Annotated in this window: 19 protein-coding genes and 3 tRNA genes; 4 read left to right on the forward strand and 18 right to left on the reverse strand. The window is 54.2% G+C overall.

Translation table 11 applies throughout. The features are described from left to right. Positions 1-15: 15 nt before the first annotated feature. Positions 16-1230 (forward strand): DUF349 domain-containing protein, encoded by a 1215-nt coding sequence (locus tag OO713_RS03355; RefSeq protein WP_264786302.1) that lies wholly within the window; start codon positions 16-18, stop codon positions 1228-1230. 5 nt (positions 1231-1235) lie between these two features. On the opposite strand, the gene OO713_RS03360 is transcribed toward OO713_RS03355, so the two are convergent. The 12 genes from OO713_RS03360 to thrS are packed head-to-tail and all read right to left on the reverse strand — an operon-like array spanning position 1236 to position 13259. After that, positions 1236-3458 carry a bifunctional (p)ppGpp synthetase/guanosine-3',5'-bis(diphosphate) 3'-pyrophosphohydrolase gene (locus tag OO713_RS03360; RefSeq protein WP_264786303.1) on the reverse strand — a complete coding sequence of 741 codons (2223 nt, stop codon included), beginning with the start codon at positions 3456-3458 and terminating at the stop codon, positions 1236-1238. Between the two features lie 27 nt (positions 3459-3485). Further along, positions 3486-4460 carry a protein translocase subunit SecF gene (gene secF, locus OO713_RS03365; RefSeq protein ID WP_264786304.1) on the reverse strand — a complete coding sequence of 325 codons (975 nt, stop codon included), beginning with the start codon at positions 4458-4460 and terminating at the stop codon, positions 3486-3488. Then, the gene (secD, locus tag OO713_RS03370) at positions 4453-6129 is read right to left on the reverse strand and encodes a protein translocase subunit SecD (RefSeq protein WP_264786305.1); all 1677 of its coding nucleotides are present in this window, start codon (positions 6127-6129) and stop codon (positions 4453-4455) included. Before secD ends, secF begins: the two co-directional genes overlap by 8 nt. Positions 6130-6131: 2 nt before the next feature. Continuing rightward, positions 6132-6389 (reverse strand): preprotein translocase subunit YajC, encoded by a 258-nt coding sequence (gene yajC / locus OO713_RS03375; RefSeq protein ID WP_264786306.1) that lies wholly within the window; start codon positions 6387-6389, stop codon positions 6132-6134. A gap of 49 nt (positions 6390-6438) precedes the next feature. Then, positions 6439-7407, reverse strand: coding sequence for a Holliday junction branch migration DNA helicase RuvB (ruvB, locus tag OO713_RS03380; RefSeq protein WP_264786307.1), 969 nt, complete (start codon positions 7405-7407; stop codon positions 6439-6441). Further along, the gene (ruvA, locus tag OO713_RS03385) at positions 7400-7966 is read right to left on the reverse strand and encodes a Holliday junction branch migration protein RuvA (RefSeq protein ID WP_264786308.1); all 567 of its coding nucleotides are present in this window, start codon (positions 7964-7966) and stop codon (positions 7400-7402) included. Before ruvA ends, ruvB begins: the two co-directional genes overlap by 8 nt. A 4-nt stretch (positions 7967-7970) precedes the next feature. Continuing rightward, complete coding sequence (locus OO713_RS03390; RefSeq protein ID WP_264786310.1) at positions 7971-8498, reverse strand: crossover junction endodeoxyribonuclease RuvC; 528 nt, start codon at positions 8496-8498, stop codon at positions 7971-7973. After that, positions 8499-9251 (reverse strand): YebC/PmpR family DNA-binding transcriptional regulator, encoded by a 753-nt coding sequence (locus OO713_RS03395; protein WP_264786311.1) that lies wholly within the window; start codon positions 9249-9251, stop codon positions 8499-8501. It abuts the gene before it with no gap. A 12-nt stretch (positions 9252-9263) separates the two neighbouring features. Further along, a complete protein-coding gene (gene pdxT / locus OO713_RS03400) occupies positions 9264-9836 on the reverse strand; it encodes a pyridoxal 5'-phosphate synthase glutaminase subunit PdxT (RefSeq protein ID WP_264786313.1) in 573 nt (190 codons plus the stop codon). Beyond that, positions 9837-10730, reverse strand: coding sequence for a pyridoxal 5'-phosphate synthase lyase subunit PdxS (pdxS, locus tag OO713_RS03405; protein ID WP_264786314.1), 894 nt, complete (start codon positions 10728-10730; stop codon positions 9837-9839). A gap of 9 nt (positions 10731-10739) precedes the next feature. Further along, positions 10740-11243 (reverse strand): HIT domain-containing protein, encoded by a 504-nt coding sequence (locus OO713_RS03410; protein ID WP_264786434.1) that lies wholly within the window; start codon positions 11241-11243, stop codon positions 10740-10742. Between the two features lie 30 nt (positions 11244-11273). Next, complete coding sequence (gene thrS / locus OO713_RS03415; protein ID WP_264786315.1) at positions 11274-13259, reverse strand: threonine--tRNA ligase; 1986 nt, start codon at positions 13257-13259, stop codon at positions 11274-11276. 87 nt (positions 13260-13346) lie between these two features. On the opposite strand from thrS, the gene OO713_RS03420 reads away from it, so the two are divergent. Both OO713_RS03420 and mqo read left to right on the forward strand, forming a co-directional pair. Continuing rightward, positions 13347-13886: a VIT1/CCC1 transporter family protein gene (locus tag OO713_RS03420; RefSeq protein WP_264786316.1), complete on the forward strand. Its 540-nt coding sequence runs from the start codon at positions 13347-13349 to the stop codon at positions 13884-13886. An 18-nt stretch (positions 13887-13904) separates the two neighbouring features. Continuing rightward, the gene (gene mqo / locus OO713_RS03425) at positions 13905-15374 is read left to right on the forward strand and encodes a malate dehydrogenase (quinone) (RefSeq protein WP_264786317.1); all 1470 of its coding nucleotides are present in this window, start codon (positions 13905-13907) and stop codon (positions 15372-15374) included. Positions 15375-15428: 54 nt separating this feature from the next. On the opposite strand, the gene OO713_RS03430 is transcribed toward mqo, so the two are convergent. From OO713_RS03430 to OO713_RS03450, 5 genes are all read right to left on the reverse strand, one after another. After that, entirely contained in the window at positions 15429-17381 is a 1953-nt protein-coding gene (locus OO713_RS03430) for a 5'-nucleotidase C-terminal domain-containing protein (protein ID WP_264786318.1), read from the reverse strand. A gap of 97 nt (positions 17382-17478) precedes the next feature. Then, a tRNA-Val gene (locus OO713_RS03435) sits at positions 17479-17553 on the reverse strand. 15 nt (positions 17554-17568) lie between these two features. Beyond that, positions 17569-17639 (reverse strand) — tRNA-Cys (locus OO713_RS03440). A gap of 15 nt (positions 17640-17654) precedes the next feature. Continuing rightward, positions 17655-17727: transfer RNA gene (locus OO713_RS03445), tRNA-Gly, on the reverse strand. A 104-nt stretch (positions 17728-17831) separates the two neighbouring features. After that, positions 17832-19052, reverse strand: a complete 1221-nt coding sequence (locus OO713_RS03450; RefSeq protein ID WP_264786319.1) for an ammonium transporter — start codon at positions 19050-19052, stop codon at positions 17832-17834. Between the two features lie 156 nt (positions 19053-19208). Here OO713_RS03450 and nhaA point away from each other — a divergent pair, with 156 nt between their 5' ends. Beyond that, the gene (gene nhaA, locus OO713_RS03455; RefSeq protein ID WP_264786320.1) at positions 19209-20360 is read left to right on the forward strand and encodes a Na+/H+ antiporter NhaA; all 1152 of its coding nucleotides are present in this window, start codon (positions 19209-19211) and stop codon (positions 20358-20360) included. On the opposite strand, the gene zapE is transcribed toward nhaA, so the two are convergent. Beyond that, positions 20328-21329: a cell division protein ZapE gene (gene zapE, locus OO713_RS03460; protein WP_264786321.1), complete on the reverse strand. Its 1002-nt coding sequence runs from the start codon at positions 21327-21329 to the stop codon at positions 20328-20330. The genes nhaA and zapE overlap by 33 nt on opposite strands. Positions 21330-21345 lie beyond the last annotated feature (16 nt).

The following is a 21345-nucleotide window of genomic DNA, read 5'->3' on the forward strand; positions in this document are numbered from 1 at the left end:
CCAAGGAGAAACAGATTGTCTAGCAACGAGTTTGGTCGCGTCGACGCAGAGAACAATGTTTTTGTTATCGATGCAGGCGTTGAGCGTCAGGTTGGTCAGTATCCGAATGTTTCTCCAGAAGAGGCCCTTGGCTACTTCGTTCGAAAGTTTGAAGACCTAGAGGCACAACTTCGCATTCTTGAGCAGCGAATTGCGTCCGGCGTTACTGACGCCAAGAGCCTGAAGACCGCGCATGACCACATCGCTTCCGAGCTTGTTGAGCCAAAGGCCGTGGGTAACCTGCAGAACCTTCGTGATCGTCTGGCAAAGCTCGCTCCAACCATCGACCAGGCCGCCGAGAAGCTGAAGGCCGAGCGCGAGGGTGCAATTGCCGAGGCTATGGCAAAGAAGGAAGAAATTGCCGCAAAGGCCGAGCAAATAGTCTCAAATCTGCAGTCCATCAACTGGAAGAAGTCTGCTCAGGAGATGACCGATCTCTTTACGGCTTGGCAGGAGCTTCAGAAGAATGGACCAAAGGTTGCCAAGAACCTCACCGACCCGATTTGGAAGCGTTTCTCGCAGGCAAGAGCCAAGTTCGAGACCGGCCGTCGCCAGTACTTTGCCAGCTTGGATTCTAAGTTCAAAGAGGCAAAGAGCGCTAAGAGCAAGCTGGTTGAGCAGGCCGAGGCCCTAGTTCAAAAGGGTGGCGATGCCTCCAACGAGTACCGCAAGCTCCAGGATGCCTGGAAGGCTGCTCCAAAGGCAGGCAAGGTTGAGGATGCCCTTTGGGCTCGCTTCCGAGCTGCCGGAGATGCAATCTTCAGCGACAAGAAAGCTAAAGATGCTGAGCTGGCAGTTTCTCAGAAGGAGAACCTGCAGGCCAAGTTGGCCTTGCTAACTGAGGCGGAGAAGATTGATGTTAAGGACCTTGCGAAGGCCAAGTCAGCACTGTCTGACATCCAAGCTCGTTGGGTGAAAATCGGCCACGTTCCACGCGATCAGGTCAAAACCATTGAGGAGCGCCTTCGCAAGGTTGAGAAGTCCATCTCTGAGGCGCAGGCTGATGAGTGGCGTCGTTCCGACCCAGCTGCTAAGGCTCGTTCAAACTCCTTGGTTACCCAGCTAGAGGCTGTCATTGCAGAACTTCAGGCCGAGCTGGCTAAGGCACCAGCAGCCAAGAAGAAGGACCTGCAGGCGCAGATTGATGCTCGAAAGGCGTGGCTAGAAGCTGCTCAGAAGGCTGTCGACTAGGTCTCTTAGTTGCTCTTTACACGATAAACGTCGTAAACCGCTTCAATTCGTCGCACCTGGTTTAGCAGGTGGTCAAGGTGAGAAGGGTCCCCCATCTCAAATACGTAGCGACTGAGTGCAACCCGATCCCTAGAAGTTGAAACCGAAGCACTCAAGATATTTACGTGGTTCTCTGATAGCACTCTGGTGATGTCAGAGAGTAGTCCAGATCGATCTAAGGCCTCGACTTGGATCTGAACCATGAAGACTCCCCTGGAGTTCTCCGACCAGCTCACCTCCACGACTCGGTCCTTGTTCAAAGACCCCACGTTCTTGCAATCGGTTCTGTGGATTGAAACTCCATCGCCTCGGGTAATAAAACCGGTGATCTCATCCCCCGGTACAGGCGTGCAGCATCTGGCCATCTTGGTTAGAACATCAGGTGAGCCCTTGACCAATACCCCTTGGTTTGGGTTCCTTGGACCACGCAGGGACTTCGGAGCCTGAATCGGGATCTCTTCGGTATCCGGATCAGGGTTGAGACCTTGGATTACCTTGATGCGCTCAATAACGCTGGTGACAGAGATTTGGCCCTGCCCCAGTGCGGTGAAGAGGGCGTTAGAGTCGGCGAGCTTGTGCTCTTGCGCAATCTTTAGGATCACGTCTGAGTTGAGAATCTGCTGGAGTGGGAGCCCTTGCTTGCGAAGACCTTTGGTGAGCGCCTCTTTACCCTCTTCGCTGGCTAGCTCGCGGCGTTCAACGGTGAAGTAGTGCTTGATTTTTGCCCTGGCACGAGGAGAACCTACAAAGTTCAACCAATCCTTGCTTGGGCCCGCACTTTCAGACTTGGAGGTCAGAATCTCAACCACATCACCGGCCTGCAGCTTGCTCTCAAGCGGAACCAATCGGCCATTCACCTTCGCGCCGATGGTTTTGTGACCTACCTCGGTGTGGACGGCATAGGCAAAGTCAACTGGAGTGGAGCCTGATGACAGACCGACCACTTTGCCCTTAGGGGTGAAGACATAGAGCTCCTTCGCCCCAATTTCAAACCTGAGGTTGTCCAGGAACTCAGTGGGATCTGAGGTCTCTTCTTGCCAGTCGCTCAGCTGCTTGAGCCAAGCCAGGTCGACTTCTTGCTCCGCCTTACCCGCACCCTGCTTATATTTCCAGTGTGCTGCAACACCGTATTCCGCTCGCTGATGCATATCTTGGGTGCGAATCTGAATCTCAACAGCCCTACCCTCCGGTCCGACAACCGTGGTGTGGAGCGACTGATAAAGGTTGAGTTTGGGCATAGCGATGTAGTCCTTGAACCGCCCAGGAAGCGGCGACCACTTTGCGTGGATAGCACCGAGTGCTGCGTAGCAATCTCGGACGCTGGAAACAATCACTCGGATGCCAACTAGGTCGTAAATGTCGTCGAATTCACGACCACGCAAAACCATTTTTTGGTAGATCGAGTAATACTGCTTCGGTCTGCCATCAATTTTCGCCTTGACCCTGTTCTCGCGAAGCTCCTCTTCAATTTCATCGATGACTCGCTCAGTGAACTCTTGACGAGATGGGTTGCGCTGACCGACCAGGTTTACGATCTCTTCGTAAACCTTTGGGTACAGAACTGCGAAGCTGATGTCCTCGAGCTCTGTCTTGATGGTGCTGATACCGAGCCGGTGAGCGAGTGGAGCGTAGATTTCGATGGTCTCCTGCGCCTTGCGTCGAGCAGACTCCGGTGCAACAAATCCCCAGGTTCTTGCATTGTGCAGGCGGTCAGCGAGTTTGATGACCAAGACCCGAATGTCTTTGGACATCGCTACCACCATTTTGCGCATGGTCTCGGCTTGGGCAGAGTCTCCGAAGCTCATCTTGTCGAGTTTCGTGACCCCGTCTACCAGAAGAGCAACTTCCTCGCCGAACTCGGACTTTACCTGCTCGATCGAGTAGGAGGTGTCCTCTACGGTGTCGTGAAGTAGGGCAGCCGCAATAGTCGCTGGTCCAGAACCCAGGTCAGCAAGGATCCTTGCAACCGCAAGCGGGTGAGTGATGTAATCTTCACCACTTTTGCGCTTCTGACCAGTGTGGTGGAATTCAGCGGTCTTATATGCCTTTTGAATGAAAGCCGAGTCCGCCTTCGGGTGGTTAGCCCTGACAATACGAATTAGCTCCGCCAGGTCCTGCGAGTAGGCAGTAGATGACCGGGTAAAGATTCTCGGCAGCCTAGATCTCAGCGAGGATGCAATATCGCTCATGAGACCTCCTAGGGCTTAGGAAGAATCTTACGCGCGTGTTGCTAAGACCTTGGCCGCAGCTGCCTTCAAGGCTGGCTCACGCTCACGCAGGTGTACATAGACCGGTGCCGCTAGGAAGATCGAAGAGTAGGTACCAACAATCGTTCCAACGAACAGCGCAAGCGCGATGTCTCGTAGCGTGCCCGCTCCAAGAACAACCGAACCGATGAACAGAATCGAGGCAACTGGCAAAACGGCAACGATAGAGGTGTTGATCGAACGCACCAGGGTCTGGTTCACGGCGAGGTTCACCATTTCCCCAAAGGTTCTGGTCTCGGAGAACTCAATCTCAAGGGTGTTCTCGCGGACCTTGTCGAACACAACCACGGTGTCATAGAGCGAGTAGCTCAAGATGGTGAGGAAGCCAATTACGGCTGCTGGAGTTACCTCAAAGCCGACTGCTCCGTAAATACCGATCGTGATGATCAAGTCATGTGCAAGCGCAAGAAGTGCTGCCGCTGACATCTTCCAGGAGCGGAAGTAAAGCGCCATCAGAATCGAGACGATCAGCAAGAAGGCGACCAATCCAATCAATGCCTGACGAGTAACGTCAGCGCCCCAGTTTGGACCGATAAAGCTTGATGCGACCTCTTCTGAAGCAACTGAGTAGGCCTCGGCGAGGTTGAGTCGAGCTTCCTCTGATTCGACGTCGGCGAGCTGCTCGGTCTGAATGCGCAAGTCGTTGGCGCCAACCTCGGTCACTACCACCTGAACACCAGGAACAACTTCCTGAATTGCCTCAACGGCGAGGCTTTGTGGCAGCTCTTGGGTGTTGGTGAGTCGGAACTCTGAACCACCGCGGAACTCGATTCCCAAGTTGAATCCACCGCGCGCTGCAGGCAGGGCAATCGACAAGACCACAACTACTAGGGCAATCACGTACCAAAGCTTGCGACGACCAACGAAGTCAATGGAACGCTCGCCAGAGTAAAGCTGGTTTCCAAGTTCTCTGAACTTACTCATCACTGCCCTTTGCTGCCGCTGCCTTGCGCTCGGCGATTGTCTGACGCTTCTGTGCTTCCTTTGATGCCTTGAGGACTTTGTCTTCGGCAACACCGGTTGCGATTCGGAATTCTCCCCTACCGCGGTATGAGGCCTTAGCTGCACTCAAGTCAAAACCCGACCACTTGTGGCCAGATGCGAAGAACTTGTTTCGAGCCAAGAGCTGAACCATCGGATGGGTAAACAGTGCCACGACGAGGAGGTCGATCAGCGTGGTTAGACCCAAGGTGAATGCGAAGCCTCGCACGGAGCTGCTGGTCAATAGGTAAAGGGTGACTGCTGCCGTGAAGCTAACAGCGTCAGAGACCAAAATGGTTCTGAATGCACGCTTCCAACCAGCCTCAACCGCTACCTCAAGAGACTTGCCATCGCGAAGTTCATCACGGATACGTTCGAAGTAGACGATGAAGGAGTCCGCTGTAATACCTACCGAGACGATCAGACCGGCAACACCCGCAAGTGATAGTCGGTAACCCTGTCGCCATGACAGGAAGGCGATTGCTAGGTAAACAAGTAGTGCAACCACAATCAACGAGCCGAGAACAACGCTGGCTAGACCGCGGTAGGTGAAGGTCATGTAGATCACCACGATTACTAAACCAATTAGACCGGCAATCAAGCCTGCGCGAAGAGACTCATCGCCCAAGGTCGCGGAGATGTTCTCCTGAGACTGAACCTCGAATCCGATCGGCAACGCACCGTACTTCAGCTGGTCAGCCAAGACGGTTGCGGTTTCCTGGGTGAAGTTTCCAGTGATCTGGGCTCGGCCGTTAGTGATGACCGCATTGGTGGATGGCGCGGTGATAACCACACCGTCCAGCGTGATTGCAAACTGGTTCTGTGGTGATGGAAGACCGAATAGTCGAGAGGTAACTGATCCAAAAGCCTCAGTACCCGCCGCATCAAACTCTAGGTTTACGGCCCAGTCGTTGGTTGATGCACCAGTAGTTGTGGTGATGGTGCCAGCGAATGCATCAGAAATGTTGAGACCTTGCACCTCAACTGGACCCAGAACGTATTTGTAGATCAGGGTCTCATCACAGGTGACCAGCGGCTTGGCTGGGTCATCAACCTGTCCAGCCTGGCGGAATGCCTTGGTGCAGTCGAGGTTCTCGAACTGTGCCTGAACTCGCTCGGTGACCCAAGCAGCATCTGATGCATTGACTGGTTCAGTAGCCGGAGTGTCGCTCAGAGAGTCAAAATCAACCGCTGCACTCTCCGTGACAGGAGTGTTGGCTGCGAAGGTGATAACTGGGCGGAACTCCAAAAGCGCGCTGGCCTTGATCAGCTGCAGAGTGGTCTCACTCGGAGTTCCCGGGATGGCAACAACAATGTTCTGCTCGCCCTGGACAGTAACCGTTGCTTCGGCAACACCGGATCCGTCAACACGCTGACGAATAATGGTGGCAGCCTGATTTAGTTGCTCCAAAGTTGCAGAGCTGCCGTCTGAAATCGTGGGGGTCAGGATGATCTGGGTGCCACCTTGGAGGTCAAGAGCTAGCTCTGGGGTTAGTGAGGCACCAACCTGGCCGCTAGCACTTCCCCAAATCAGCAGACCTGCAAAAAAGGCTGCGATTCCGGCAACCCAAGTCAGCTTTCTTTTAGCTGACTGTTCCGTGCTTCTTTCCAAAACTAGTTCCCCTCAGTTGCGGCTTCGACAGAGCGAACCGCTTGCTTCACTACGGTGAGTTTGACGCCTGGAGTGGTCTCCACCACGAGGTCATCTCCGTCGATAGCAACAATGCTGCCCTTGATGCCGGAGTGCAGCATTACCTTGGCACCCTCGGTCAGGCTAGAAAGCAGTTTTTCAGACTCCTTGCGGCGTTTGCGGTTCTGGCTAACCAGAAGCAAAATCATTGCGGCGAGCACGCCAAGCAGAATGTAATCCAAAAGCTTTCCTTACCGACAGATACCCCGAAATTATAGGTGAGAAAGCCCGTCAGCTCAGAATGCCGCTCAGGTGAGCCTTTCCAGCTTCGGTTATCTCCCTACCCCTGGGGGTTCGATGGAGCAGACCCTGCCTTATGAGGTAAGGCTCAATGACCGCCTCAATGGTGTCCTGCTCCTCGCCGAGGGCGACTGCAAGGGTTGACAGCCCGACCGGTCTTGCTGAGAACTTGGTCGCCAGAAGTTCCAGTAGTTGTCGATCGACGCGATCCAGGCCAGCCTGGTCAATCTCAAAGATCCGCATTGTCTCAACCACGTGCTCTACCGTGATTGCGCTACTTCCATTCACCAGGGCAAAATCTCTCACCCTACGCAGCAATCGGTTTGCAATGCGCGGTGTGCCGCGAGAGCGAGACGCCAGTAGCGCTGCTGCCTCAGCGGTGATTTCGTAACCCAGCTTGGCTGCTGAACTCACGATCACTGATTCAAGCTCATCCTGCGAGTAGTACTCCAAAAAAGCAGTGAAGCCGAACCGGTCTCTCAGTGGTGTCGGGAGCATTCCGCTTCGCGTGGTGGCGCCAACCAGCGTGAATGGCTCAAGTTCCAGTGAAATTGAGGACGCACCAGGGCCCTTGCCTACCATTACGTCAACCCTGAAGTCCTCCATCGCAAGGTAGAGCATTTCTTCTGCCGATCTAGACATTCGGTGGATCTCATCAATGAAGAGCACATCACCAAATTGCAGGGCGGACAGAATCGCAGCCAGATCGCCAGCGCTTTGGATTGCCGGTCCACTCGTGAGACGGAGTGGTCGCTGGGACTCGTGGGCGACGATCATCGCCAGGGTGGTTTTTCCAAGCCCAGGAGGTCCGGCGAGTAGCACATGATCAACCGGACGCTCATGAATTTTTGATGCGTTGATTATCAGTGAAAGCTGACCGGAAACTTTTGCTTGACCAACGAACTCACCAAGCGATGCTGGTCTTAGTCGAGCTTCGAGCTCGCGTTCCTCGTCACTCACTATGGCCTAGCTTTCCAGCGGATAGCTTTGCTAGCGCTTGTTTCAACGCCTTTGAGTCATCCATTCCAGCGTCAAGAGAAGAGACTATTTGTTGCGCCTTGGCTTCGTTTGTTCCCAGTTGAGTAAGCGCCTGCATTACTGCCGGATACTTGCCACTGCCAAGTGTGACCTTGCCGGATAGTTGAAGAATGATGAGTTTTGCTGTCTTTGGTCCAATGCCTGAAATTGCGCGGAATGCAGCCTCATCTTGATTTGCGATTGCCGACCTAAGTGAGTCCTCAGGCATGCCTGCCAAGACGCCCAGGGCCAGTTTGGGACCGATGCCGTTCACTGAAACGAGTTGATCGAACAACTCTCGTTCTGAACTTGACTGAAATCCATAGAGTGACAGCTCGTCTTCTCGAACAATCAATCTGGTGTGAAGGGTAGTTTTCTCCCCCGACCTCAAGGTCAGCGAGTGTCGCGGAGTGATGGCAATTTCAAAGCCCACGCCAGAAACGCTCAGATGAGCGCGGTCAAGACTGAGCGAGATCAACTCTCCGGTTAGCGACGAAATCACAGCCCTAACCTATTCTGCGATTGGCAGCCTTTGCGGCAGCAACCCACTTCTTTTGAGCCGCCGTACCAGTCGCGCCCCCGCGCTTAGCACCACAAATTGCAACCGCTACCGCGTCTGCAACATCGGGTGGGCCGGGTATCTCTTGACCAACAAGCCTGGCAACCATTTGACCAACCTGGGCCTTATCGGCTCGTCCATTTCCCGTCACAGCAGCCTTTACCTCGCTTGGAGTGAAAAACTGGAGGGGAATGTCTAATTCGTAGGCCATTTGCATTAGCGAACCTGAGATCTGCGCCACGCCCATGACGGAACGCAGGTTTGCCTGTGCAAAAACCCGCTCCAGCGCTATCACTTCTGGCCTGTGTCGACTTAGAACCTCTTTTAGACCGGAGGCAATTTTGCCCACTCGGTCTCGAGGGTCGGTGCCTGCCTCAGAAGTGAATAGCCCAAAGTCGAGTAGCTTTGTGCCCTCGGACTCGATAACCCCGAACCCACAGCGCGTGAGTCCCGGGTCAACTCCGAGGATGATCACTTATCCCCTGGCCTCTAGCTCGCTCAGAACCGATGCGGATACGTCCATGTTCGTGTAAACGGTCTGCACATCGTCAAGATCTTCGACTGCGTCAATCAGTTTGATGACCTTCTCCGCGTTGTCGGCGTCAAGGTCGACCTTCAAAGAAGAAACGAACTCAACATCTGCTGATTCGTAGTCGATGCCGGCGTTTTGCAGTGAGGTGCGGACGGCGACAATTGAACTTGGATCGCAGGTCAGGACGTGGGACTCGCCAACCAGGGCAACATCTTCAATGTCATGCTCAATCGCAGCTTCCAAGATGGCATCCTCGTTGGAGCCATTGATGACAATGATTCCCTTGCGGGCGAACTGATAGGAAACCGAGCCTGGATCAGCCATGTTTCCCGCGTTCTTGGTAACGGCAAGCCTGACCTCCGCTGCGGTGCGGTTCTTGTTGTCGGTTAGGCACTCGATCATGATTGCAACACCGCCGGGACCGTAGCCCTCATACATGATGTTTTGGTAGTCAACTGAACCGTCATCAGCTCCCGAGCCGCGCTTGATCGCGCGCTCGATGTTGTCGTTTGGAACTGAGTTCTTGCGAGCCTTGTAGACAGCGTCATACAGAGTCGGGTTGCCGTCGATGTCGCCACCACCGGTTCTGGCTGCAACCTCGATGTTACGGATTAGCTTTGCCCACAGTTTTGCGCGCTTAGCGTCGTTGGCAGCCTTCTTGTGCTTGGTGGTTGCCCATTTGGAGTGACCGGACATAGTTCCTCTAAGTTACTTGTTCTGACTCTCTCGCACCGCGTCTACAAACAGACTGTGGAGAATCTTTGCGCCTGTGATTTCGGGGTGAAAACTGGCTCCGAAAAGGTTACCGCTTTTCACTGCAACTACATCGCCGTTGAAGCGAGCCAAGATTTCGGCGCTGCCCGCATCCAAGATTTTTGGAGCGCGAATAAACGCAACGCGCTCTGTGCCAGAGTCGAAACTGACGTCTGCCTCAAACGAGTGAGTCTGGCCACCGTAGGCGTTTCTGGAAGTCTTGATTGGTAGACCTCGGATGAACTCTTGGCCTTGAATCGCTCCTTCGACTTCATCCGAGAGCATGATCAATCCAGCGCAGGTTCCCAGCACGGGCTTTTGCTTTGCAAACTCACGCAGCGGTTCAATCAGCCCAAAGCTTTTGGCGAGGTTTGAAATTGCAGTGGATTCGCCGCCGGGAATTACGAGTGCATCCACCGAATCCAGGTCGGACTTAGTCCTAACCTTTACAGCCTCAACACCCAACTCAGTGAGTGTGTTTTGGTGCTCGCGAAAGTCTCCCTGCAGCGCGAGGACGCCGATGCGCAATTACCAGCCACGCTCCGCAAGTCGGTGTGGAGCTGGTAGGTCGTTCACGTTGATGCCAACCATCGCCTCACCTAGGCCACGGGAGACCTCTGCGATCACAGCAGGGTCATCGTAGAAGGTGGTCGCCTTCACGATTGCCGCGGCGCGAGCTGCTGGGTTTCCGGACTTGAAGATTCCAGAACCAACAAAGACACCGTCGGCACCAAGCTGCATCATCATTGCTGCGTCTGCGGGGGTTGCAACTCCGCCGGCTACGAACAGCACAACAGGGAGCTTGCCGGTCTTGGCAACCTCACGCACCAGTTGATAAGGAGCCTGAAGCTCTTTGGCTGCGACGTAAAGCTCTTCTTCGGTCTTAGCAGAGAGCGCACGAATCTCAGAGAGGATGGTACGAATGTGCTTCGTCGCCTCGGAGACATCGCCGGTACCAGCTTCACCCTTAGAGCGAATCATCGCTGCACCCTCGGTGATTCGGCGAAGGGCCTCTCCTAGGTTGGTGGCACCACAAACAAAGGGAACCTCGAACTGCCACTTGTCGATGTGGTTTACGTAGTCGGCAGGTGAAAGCACCTCAGACTCATCGATGTAGTCAACCTCAATGGACTGTAGAACCTGTGCCTCAACAAAGTGGCCAATGCGGGCCTTCGCCATAACTGGGATCGAAACGGTGTTGATGATCTGGTCAATCAGATCTGGATCACTCATTCGAGCGACGCCACCCTGGGCGCGGATGTCTGCAGGGACACGCTCGAGGGCCATTACGGCCACTGCACCGGCATCCTCCGCGATCTTGGCCTGCTCCGCAGTTACGACATCCATGATTACGCCACCCTTTAGCATCTCTGCTAGGCCGCGCTTCACGAGTGGGGTTGCTTCTAGAAATTCTTCTGACATGCCTAAATCCTAAGCTTCGGTTATCCAGTTATTTGCAATTGTTTCCCTAACTTCACCCAGCAACCGAGGCAAGGCCTTGGTCTGAGCGATGATTGGGAAAAAGTTAGCGTCGGTCTTCCACCTTGGAACGATGTGCTGGTGAAGGTGGGAGGCGATACCCGCTCCCGCCACCTCGCCTTGGTTCATTCCAATATTGAAGCCATGAGTGCCGAACACTTTTTTCAGAGTGCGCATTCCTTGTTGAGTCAGCTTCCCGATTTCGGCAATTTCTGCCGGCGTCGCCTTGTCGTAAGTGTCAACGTGGCGGTAGGGACAAACCAATAGGTGGCCGGTGTTGTAGGGAAAGAGGTTCATAAGCACGTAGCAGGTCTCCCCCTTATAAACCACCAAGCCTTCCTCTGCGGTCTTGTTCGGTGCGTGGCAAAACGGGCAGTCCTCGTCAGGGGGTTGTTGACCGGTCTGTAGATAGACGAGTCGATGGGGAGTCCAAAGCCGCTCGAAGTTATCCTTCATCGCCGAGAAGCCCTCAAGAAATTCAGTCAATTAGACCTGACGCTTCTGCTCGATGGCATCCAGAATCAACTTCAAGGCTTCTGCTCTTGGAACATCGTTAGTTTGCGAACCATCGCGATAGCGGAAGCTGAAGGTTCCGGACTCGGCATCTCTGCCGCCCGCAAGAATCATGAATGGCACTTTCAAAAGGGTGTGGTCACGAATCTTCTTTTGCATGCGATTGTCGGAACGATCGACCTCGACTCTGACTCCGTGTGACCTGAGCTCAGCTGCAAAGTCCTCCAGGTAGTCGGCAAACTCATCCGCCACCGGAATACACACTGCTTGAACTGGCGCAAGCCAGGGTGGGAAGTGACCGGCGTAGTGCTCGGTCAATACACCAAAGAAGCGTTCAATAGAGCCAAACAGGGCTCGGTGAATCATGATCGGTCGGTGGCGCTCTCCGTCGCTTCCGACGTATTCGAGATCAAACCTCTCGGGGAGGTTGAAGTCGAGCTGAATGGTAGACATCTGCCAGGTTCGACCGATAGCGTCACGCGCTTGAACCGAGATCTTTGGGCCGTAGAAAGCCGCTCCACCTGGGTCTGGAACTAGCTGAAGCCCTGACCTCTCGGCAACTGACCGCAAGGTGTTGGTGGCACGATCCCAAATTTCATCGCTTCCGACGAACTTGGGGTTATCCGGATCCCGGGTTGAAAGCTCTAGATAGAAGTCGTTCAGACCGTAATCGCGAAGCAGTCCCAGAACGAAATCAAGCACGCTAGTGAGCTCGGTCTCAAGTTGCTCGTTGGTGACAAATAGGTGGGCGTCATCCTGGGTCATGCCACGAACTCGCGTCAGTCCGTGGAGCACACCAGATTTCTCATATCGATACACCGAACCGAACTCGAACATTCTCAGTGGCAGTTCTCGATACGAGCGCTGTCTGGAGCGGAAAATCAGAATGTGGAACGGGCAGTTCATCGGCTTTAGGTAGTAATCCGCACCCGCGCGCTTGAGTTGCCCCTGGTCATCAAATTCTGCATCCAGCTTCATCGGGGGGAACATGCCGTCCGAATACCACTGCAGGTGGCCGGAAGTCTCGAACAGGGTCGACTTGGTGATGTGTGGCGAGTAAACAAACTCATAACCGGCGTCTTCATGACGCTTGCGGCTGTAGTCCTCCATGACACGCCTAAGGACTCCACCGCGAGGATGGAAAACCGCTAGACCGGATCCAATTTCATCCGGGAATGAGAACAGATCGAGCTCAACACCTAACTTACGGTGGTCGCGCTTCGCAGCTTCCTCCAGTCTCAGCATGTAGGCATCGTGATCCTCTTGTGAGGCCCAAGCGGTGCCGTAAATACGCTGTAGCTGATTGTTGTTCTCATTTCCCCGCCAGTAGGCGGCAGCTGAGCGCAGCAGGGAGAACGCCTTACCCACGAGTCGAGTGTTGGGAAGGTGTGGGCCACGGCAAAGATCTCTCCAGGCAATGGATCCGTCAGGATTGAGGTTCTCATAGACCGAAAGCTGCCCGGAACCCACCTCTGCGGCACCCTCACCAACATCCGAACTCTTCAGCGAAATTAGTTCGAGCTTGTAGGGCTCGTCTTTCATCAGCTCTCGGGCCTCTTCATCGCTCACTTCGCGACGAATAAAGCGCTGAGACTTTCCCACAAGCTCCTTCATGCGCTTTTCAATGCGCTTTAGGTCCTCTGGCTTGAAGGGCTCTTCAACATCGAAGTCGAAGTAGAAACCGTCTTTGATCGGTGGGCCGATTCCGAGTTTCGCAGGGTCAAACAGCTCCTGGACAGCTTGTGCCATGACGTGAGCGGTGGAGTGTCTAAGAATTGAGAGCCCGGCGTCCGAATCAATGCTGACACCCGAGATGGCATCGCCCAACTGAGGTTTGTAAGACAGGTCCTTGAGTTCTCCGTTGACCTCAAGCGCGATGATGGACTTGTCCTGAAACAGCTTGAAGCCATCAACACCCGGCTCTAACTCGGTGCTGACGCCATTTATAGTGACCTGCAAGATGACTCCTAACCCGCCAAAGTCTACCGAGGTTGGTTAGGTAAACCTTGCTGGTGCTAGCAATTTGACACTGTGTAGTCTGCAGACATGGCGGAACAATCAAGGCATGAACTTGAGCACAAGCTCAACTGGCTTCGTGCGGCAGTTTTGGGGGCAAACGACGGCATGATTTCAATCGCTGGAGTGGTCATGGGTATCGCAGGTGCTGGAGCAGATCGCGCAACGGTCGCACTGGCCGGTATAGCGGCACTTGCAGCTGGCGCAATTTCCATGGCCGGTGGCGAATACACATCGGTAAGCGCCCAGCGAGATGCTGAAATTGCCTACGGTCGACACCACCTTGAGATTGCAGCAAGCCCCTGGACTGCTGCCTGGGCCTCGTTTGTTGCTTTCACCTCTGGTGGCCTGCTCCCCCTGCTCGCAGTTTTGGGCCCATGGCAGGAAAACCGAGTTCCGGTGACCGTTGTTGCGGTTGTGGTTGCGCTTGGACTGACAGGCTGGTGGGCGGCTGATCGCGGCGGAGCATCAAGACGAAAGTCAATTTTGCGAAATGTCATCGTGAGTGTGTTGACCATGGTGATTTCTTACTCAATTGGTGTCCTTTTAGGCGTGACTGTCTTCGCTTAGCCATTACCCTTAGTAGCTGTGTCAAATGTAGAGAGCTTCGACGTCGCGCTCATTGGCGGCGGCATCATGAGTGCCACCCTTGGTGTACTCATCAAAAAGACCAACCCCGAAGCAAGAATCATTCTTTTTGAACGGCTTGATTCTGTTGCCGAGGAAAGCTCTAACCCTTGGAACAATGCCGGCACCGGTCACGCAGCGCTGTGTGAGCTCAACTACATGCCTGACAGCAAAGATGGCTCGCTGCCAGATGCATCAAAAGCCATCGCAATCAATGAGCAGTTTCAGGTTTCTCGTCAATTCTGGGCAACGCTGGTAAAAGAAGGCATTCTTTCCTCGCCTGAGACCTTCATTCGCTCGGTTCCGCACATGACTTTTGTTACTGGTGAGAAAGACGTTGACTACCTAAAGCGCCGCTTCACAGTCTTGAAGGATCAACCTCTTTTCGCCGGCATGGAGTATTCCGAAGACCCAAAGGCGATCGCCAAGTGGGCGCCACTAATTGTTGAGGGTCGTGAAGACTCGAAATTTGCTGCCACATACATCGACCAGGGCACAGATGTTGATTACGGTGCAATCACAAAGCAGCTAATCCACTGGCTCAAGGGCGAGGGCGTTGAGGTTCTCACCAGCACCGAGGTAAAGAAGCTCTACCAGTATCAGGACAAGACCTGGCGTCTAACCGCTAGCGGTAAGGCCCAGGGTCGCTTGATCAAGGCCGAGAAGGTGTTCGTCGGGGCTGGCGGTTGGGCTCTTAAGCTCCTGCAGAACGCCGGCATCCCGGAGATCAAGGGCTACGGAACCTTCCCAGTGAGCGGACACTTCCTTCGAACAGACAACCCTGAGGTGGTGGCTAGGCACCATGCCAAGGTTTACTCCCAGGCAGCGGTCGGTGCTCCCCCAATGTCTGTCCCGCACCTCGACACCCGCGTGGTTGATGGTAAGACTTCACTCTTGTTTGGCCCATTTGCGGGGCTGAACCCGAAGTTTCTAAAGTCCGGATCCATCCTTGATCTTCCGCTCTCGGTTAGACCTTCAAACATCGTTCCCTACCTCTCGGTAGCGCTAAAGAATTTCTCACTCGTCCAGTACTTGATTTCCGAAATCTTGAAGTCCAAGAAGCAAAAGCTTCAGAGCCTAAAGGATTTCGTTCCAAACTCAGATATGCAGGGCTGGGAGCTTTACGAGGCCGGTCAGCGCGCTCAGGTAATTAAACCGACCAAGGGCGGTGGCACCTTGCAGTTTGGCACCGAGGTAATCAGCTCCAAGGACTCTTCAATCGCGGGTCTACTCGGTGCCTCACCGGGCGCATCGGTGAGTGTGAGCGTGATGCTAGATGTGATGCAGAAGTTTTATCCGCAGAACTTTTCAAAGTTTGAGCCCGAGCTCAGAAAGCTAATCCCTGGCTATGGCAAGAAGCTAAATGCTGATCCAGCTCTGGCCAAAAAGACCCTTGCCGCGACAGCCAAGGTCCTAAAACTCAAGGCTTAGTTACCAAATAAATAACCCCCGAGGCAAGCCTCGGGGGTTATTGCTTAGCAGTTGTTACTTGCCGATCACAGTGGTGCGACCGTCAAGTTTCATCTGGGTTACCTTGCCAGCTGCAGCATCAGCCTTTAGTGCCTCTACCAAAACTTCGGCATCAAGGTCACGTACGTTGAGCTTGGAGATGTCGAACATGTTATATCCATCTCCACCCTTTGCAACGAAGTCAGTCAGAGCCAAGGTGAACTTGGTTCCATCCTTCGGGATTGGGTTGCCCTTGAGATCAACCAGCGAGACGATTCTTGAACCGACTGGCTTGGAGACATCAACGGTGAACTTCATGCCTGAAACGTGCGGCCAGCGACCATCGGTTGGATAGCGGGATACTCCGTTTTCCATTGCGGCCCAGATCTGAGTTCCGGTGACCTCAATGGTGCTGAAGACGTTTCCGAATGGGTGAATGGTGTAAACATCGCCCAGCAATACATCCCACGGACCCTCCGCATTTCCTGCGGTTGGTCGCTTGATTGACTTATCTCCCGGAACGTAGGTAGTTGCTGGGAAGGTGGAACGAATTCCACCACCGTTCATCAGGGCAAAGTCAGTGCCGTACTTGGCGCGAACCACATCGGCAGACCAGTTACCGAAAACATGCTCTCCGCTTCGCTGAACTGGTGGAGTTCCTGCGATAGGAGTTGAGACCTGAACCTGGCCCACCTTGACGTCCATCTTTGCATTCAGAGAACTCTTGAAGCGGGTGACCATCGCAGCGGTGGTGGCATCTGGGGTCTTGACGCTGGCGTTTGCCGTGGTGATCAGCTCGTTGGAGGATCCAACAACCTTCCCGGTCTCGGTATTTACACAGACCTGAAGTCGGTTGTACTGAGCGCCAGCATTGCGAACCATGGCGGTTAGCTTGCCGTTGTGCACAGACGAGTAGGTCTGGTGCGAGTGGGCTCCGAGCACAACATCAACACCCTTCAGGCTCTTGGCATAGTCAATTAGTGGACCTACAGCCTTGCCATCCTGGTTGGTGTTCCAGCCTTCGTGGATTAGCGCTACAACTACGTGTGCGCCCGCAGCCTTCGCGGCAGCAACCGCACGGTCGATGCCAGGGGCATTGTCAGTGATAGTTACCGTGCCCTTCTTTCCTGCGTAGGTGAAGTCGAGGTTGCCCGGCATGACCTGCTCAACGGTCTGAGAGGTGTTGATTCCGATGAATCCCACCTTGACTCCGTCACGCTCGATGACGGTGTACGTCTTTGCACGCTTGCCGTTTCCTGCATCTAGACCCTTGAGAGTCGAGTAGTTTGATGCAACCCAGGTGAAGTCCGACTTGCGGATCATCTGGCGCAGGTGCGTGAGATTGCGGTCGTGCTCGTGGTTTCCAAATCCGGACACATCAAATCCCATCAGGTTCATACCCTCAATGGTTGGAACTTCGGCAAACTGAGATGAGATTGGTGGCGCTGCACCGATATTGTCACCAGATGAAACGGTGAAAGTTCCAGCCACTGCGGAACGATCAGCCTTGAAGTTGGCTGCTAGTAGTGCTGCTCCAAAGCTGCTGTTTGGCTCTAGCTGACCATGGAAGTCGCTGAGCTGGAGGATCTGAACACTCTTGTGCTTAGTTGAGTAGCTGATTGGTGTTACCGCAGCGGTCTTTGCAGCAGCAGAGATGCCGTACTCATTGACAGCCTGAACCTGAACAGTGACGGACTTGGTCGACAGGGTCGGCATCAAGACACTTCTTGAGTTTGCGCCGACGATCACAGGACAAGACCCCTGACCGGCACTGACGATGTAGTGCGTGACATCTGGAGCGCCATCTACGCCGGTCCAGTTGACACGGAGGCCACCTACAGCTTGGGATACTGCTACCTTGGCCGGTGCGGTTGGAATTGAGTACGTCTCAGCTGAGACGGCGGGGGTGCTGAGGGTTAGAGCACCTAGTGCGGTTGCCGCAACTGCGGCTAGGCCAACTCTTAGTCGGCGCTGAAGAGAGAGTTTCATGGGGTAAAAATACCCCGCAAATCTTTCTGATTTGTTAACCAAGTAAAAACTCGCCTCAACCTTTGCATGAAGGTTGTGAGGCGAGCTCTATTGTTACTGGTGGGCGATACTGGGTTCGAACCAGTGACCTCTTCCGTGTCAGGGAAGCGCGCTACCACTGCGCCAATCGCCCGTCTTTTGTGGTGAGAGGTGAAGACGGGATTCGAACCCGTGTACACGGCTTTGCAGGCCGCTGCCTCGCCTCTCGGCCACTCCACCGTTCAGGTGTCTGAGAGCGGATGACGAGACTCGAACTCGCGACCCTCACCTTGGCAAGGTGATGCGCTACCAACTGCGCTACATCCGCATTGCTCTCGACAGAGAACTTGAAAATTATGCCACATAATTCCAACTCGTTGTCAAAAAAGCGAAAAGCGGTGAGATTGCTCCCACCGCTTTTCTTACTTTTTTCTATCGTCGCTCTGGATCCTGGCCGAAGCTGTAGGCGGCTTCACCGTGAACGACTAGGTCAACGCCTGCAATCTCGTCCTCTGACTTGACTCTGAAGCCAATGGTCTTCTCGATCGCAAATCCGATGATCAAGGCTGCAAGGAAGCCGTAGATGAGGACTCCGAATGCAGCTATGGCCTGAACCACAAGCTGACCGTAGTCACCACCGGTGAAAAGACCTGTGTCGGTTGCGAAGAAGCCCAGGTACAGGGTTCCAATCAGACCAGCTGCCAGGTGGATACCCACTACGTCAAGGGAGTCGTCGTAGCCAAGCTTGAACTTCAGCTCAACTGCCAGTGCACTGAGGGCTCCGGCGATGACACCTAGGAGAAGTGCAAAGCCAGGGGTGATGCTCGCGCAGGCTGGGGTGATGGCGACAAGACCTGCCACCGCACCTGACGCTGCTCCGATAGAGGTCGCCTTGCCCTCCTTTACCTTCTCGATAGCCAACCAGCCCAAGATTGCAGCTGAGGTGGCACCGAGGGTGTTCACGGTGATCAAGCCGGCATTCTCGAGTCCGTTCAGGAACTCGGCACCGACGTTGAAGCCGAACCAACCGAACCAAAGGAGCGCGGCTCCCAAAAGAACTAGTGGCACGTTGTGAGGCTGCATGATGCCCTTGGCAAAGCCGAAGCGCTTGCCCAGCACAATGGCTAGCGCTAGTGCTGCAGCGCCAGCGTTGATGTGAACAGCGGTTCCACCGGCGTAGTCGATAACGCTAGGCATATCGAGCCAGGTGCCCAGCTCCATGATCCAGCCACCGCCCCAGACCCATGCTGCTACTGGGAAGTAGGACACGGTTGCCCAGATGCCGGCAAAGACCAACCAGGCCCCAAAACGGGCACGGTCAGCGATTGATCCTGAGATTAGCGCAACGGTAATGATGGCGAAGGTCGCTCCGTAAGCTGCGCCTACCAATCCTTCGTTGTCGAGCCCTGCTAGGCCGAAGCTTGCAAATGGGTTACCGCTGAAGTCGGTAGGGTTCTCGACGGCAGACATGCTGTAGCCATAGAGCACCCAGAGGACTCCGATTAGGGCGAGCGATCCAAAGCTCATCATCATCATGCTCACGACAGACTTGGCCTTCACCAAACCGCCGTAGAAAAACGCCAATCCTGGCGTCATCAAGAGCACCAACGCAGTTGAGAGCACTGCGAAAGCTAGTTCTCCGGTTCCTAACATGTCCACCTCACTTTTAGTAATCAAATGGCCAACCCTCGGCAGCCATGGGACAATCTTGAGAGCGACCGATTACGGTCAGTCACTTCGTTAGTTTCGGCTCGGTTACAAAATCGGCCTTGCGTTACGTTTGTGTTTCAAGATGCCCAAGGAGTGGTTTTGAAAAGCGATAGGTCTGCTGCCCTTTTGTTGCTTGCTGCAGCGGTTGCAGGGCTGGTAATCGCCAACTCCCCCATCGGGTCTGGCTTCCTTGACTTCAAGCACTCCTACATTGGTTTCGAACTGATCGGTCTAAAGCTTTCAGTTGAGCACTGGGTATCCGACTTACTGCTAGCGGTCTTTTTCTTGGTAGCCGGACTCGAGTTGAAATATGAACTTCGACTCGGAGTGCTGAGCAAGTTCAAGACTGCCTTGGTTCCGGTGTTGGGTGGCATCGGTGGGGTCGCGGTTCCCGCTTTGATCTACCTTTCACTCACCTGGGGAACTGAGCTCGTGACGGGCTGGCCGATTCCGACGGCGACCGACATTGCCTTCGCCCTGGGGGTTCTGGCAATCTTCGGCTCTGGGCTTCCTAAGTCAGCCCGAGTATTCCTTCTTGCCCTAGCAATATTCGATGATCTTGTCGCGATCAGCATCATTGCTGTTTTCTATACCGATGACGTGAAGATCGAGTGGCTATTGATCGCATCGGCTATCGCGCTCGCTCACAGCGCTATCGAGCAGCTGAAGAAAATCCCGATCAATTTCATTCGAGTGATTACCTTCCTAATGCTCTGGTATGCGGTCTACCAGTCGGGCGTTCACGCAACTATCGCTGGGGTGGTGTTGGGCTTGATCATCCCAGCCTCGAAGACTCATTCCCTCACCGCAAAGCTTCAACCTTGGACCAATTCGATTGCGCTACCAGTGTTCGCTTTCTTCGCGGTCGCCATTGCACTTCCTAGCTTTGCCGAGGAGGTTTCGGTGGTGTTCCCAGCGATCGCAATTGCTCTGCCGGTTGGCAAGATCCTTGGAATCACCGTGCTTGCCTACCTTGCAAACAAGCTTGCCGCTCCTGAAGACAGACTTAGTCTGAAGTTGCCCGATTTCATGGCGGTGGCAGCAATTGCGGGCGTCGGATTCACGGTTTCGCTGCTGATGACAAATCTCTCTTTTGCCAACAACCCAGAGGTTCTTGCCGAAGCCACCCTTGCCGTTATCTTCGGCAGCCTTATCTCGATGGCCATCGGTGGCTTTCTGGCGAGCTGGCGCGGGAAGCACTACCGCCGACTAGCTAGGTCAGTAAAGCTCGCAGAGCGCGCCGATTCTTGATACCGCTCTTAGGTATTTCTTGCGATATCCGCCTGAAATCATGGTCTCAGAGAAGACTTTGGTTGCGGGAACCTTGCCTGATGTCCTCAGTGGAATCTGCTGCTCATAGAGACGATCAACGAAGCTGACCAATCTCAACGCGGCAACCTGATCCTCCAGCTGGTGCAGGTTCTTGATCGCAAGCGAACCAACCTGGTCAATCAGTTTCCTGAATTTTGTCGGGTGCAGGGTTCCAAGATGAGCCAGCAGGGCATCGAAATCCTCCAGGAAGCCGTCCTCCTGATAGCCAATCCAGTCACTCAGCTCAAGCTCGCTGAGGTTCCTAGAGTCTTGGCTGCTATCGCGATGACGATAGTCCTCGCCATCGACGCTGACAATTTCGAAGCGCTCTCCTAGGCCCTGAATCTCCCGTTTGAAATCCTCGGCAGCAAATCTTCCCTGACCAAGAGCGTTTGGTGGAGTGTTTGAGGTGGCAGCAAAGCGCACGCCCTTTTCGCTGAGCTCTTTCAAGAACCGCGACATCAGCATGGTGTCACCCGGATCGTCGAGCTCGAACTCGTCAATGCAGATCAGTGCATAGCTTGAGAAGCTCGAAACTGCTTGGCTGAAACCAAGGTAACCAACCAGTGAGGTGTACTCGAGGAAGCTGCCGAAAGCCTTTCGTCCAGAGAAGGCGTGGTAAATCGACGCTAATAGGTGTGTTTTACCAACTCCAAAACCACCGTCGAGATAGATACCGGGGATTGCCTCGGACTTAGAAAATAGCTTTCTGACTGGACCCGTTACGAATTGTTTCGAGCGCTCCACAGCCGCCTGCTGTGAGGGAAAATTGGGGTCTGGGCGGTAGTTCTCAAAGTGGGCTTTGACAAACTCAGGTGGTGGCACCAACTGTCGAATAAGCTCTTCTGTAGCGGTGGATGGAACCACACCAACCAAGGAATTTGGTTGATTTTTTGCTGGTTCTAGCACTCAGGCTCCGTTCGTC

It is taken from the genome of Aquiluna sp. KACHI24 (genome assembly GCF_025997915.1).
GTDB lineage: Bacteria > Actinomycetota > Actinomycetes > Actinomycetales > Microbacteriaceae > Aquiluna.